The organism is Streptomyces sp. NPDC002130, assembly GCF_040296465.1.
GTDB lineage: Bacteria > Actinomycetota > Actinomycetes > Streptomycetales > Streptomycetaceae > Streptomyces.
Genome location: NZ_JBEOXI010001208.1, coordinates 1 through 1,076, shown reverse-complemented (window position 1 = coordinate 1,076; position 1,076 = coordinate 1). Strand labels below are relative to the sequence as shown.

1 protein-coding gene is annotated in these 1,076 nt (G+C 60.5%); it reads left to right on the top strand.

The window, feature by feature from the left end; translation table 11 throughout:
• Positions 1–171 precede the first annotated feature (171 nt).
• Positions 172–1,076: AMP-binding protein (locus ABT116_RS49675; protein WP_351648324.1), on the top strand; the 905-nt coding region annotated here is incomplete at its 3' end.

Below are 1,076 nucleotides of genomic sequence, written 5' to 3'. Positions count from 1 at the left end.
GCCGTCGAGCGTGACGCGCCTCAGGTCGACGTAGTAGTCGGCTTCCAGACCCGACAACAGGCGTCGTTGAGCGAGCGCACGGCGGTAGGAAAAGTCGCGCTTTCTCTCGAATGATCTCCGCACGAACAACTTTGTGAACAAGACCTCAGCGAACGAACCTTGGAGTAAACCATGTATCCCGGAGCGTATGTTGCGACAAACCCGGACAAGGCCGCAGTGATCGTTGCCGAGACCGGTGAAGCGGTGACGTTCGCGCAACTGGAATCGAATTCGATTCGGATTGCGCGAGTTCTCCACGGACTCGGGTTGCGGCGGGGCGACAACCTGGCCGTACTCGCCACCAATAACGTTCAGGTCTTCGACATCTACTGGGCGGCTATGCGCTCCGGTGTCTACCTGACGATGGTGAACTGGCACCTGACCGCTCCGGAAGGTGCATATGTCGTCGAGGACTGTGAGGCAAAGGTAGTCATCGTCGATGCTGCTCTGAGCGAACTGGCCGCGACATTGTCCGAACTCGTTCCCCGGCAGGTGACCAGGCTTTCCTTCGGCGGCCAACTCGACGGATACGACTCCCTCGACCGGGCGGCTGACATGGAGTCGGACGTCCCGCTCCCGGATCAGCCGCGCGGCGCCGACATGTTGTACTCGTCAGGAACCACCGGCCGTCCCAAGGGCATCAAGCCGGCTCTACCGAATCGTCAGATACAGGATCCCGGCGATCAGATGACGGCGATGAACCAAAGTGTTTGGGGTGTCACCGAAGACGACATCTATCTGTCCCCGGCGCCCCTCTATCACGCCGCTCCGCTCCGGACGTGCGCGTCGGTCCAGGCGCTGGGCGGAACCGTTGTGGTGATGAATCGGTTCGATCCGGAGAAGGCTCTGGAATACATCGAGCGTTATCGCATCACGTACAGCCAGTGGGTGCCGACAATGTTCGTGCGCCTGCTCAAACTGCCACAAGAAACGCGCGACCGTTACGACATGTCGTCTCTGCGACTCGCCGTCCACGCGGCCGCACCGTGTCCCGTCGATGTGAAGCGAAAGATGATCGATTGGTGGGGGCCGATTCT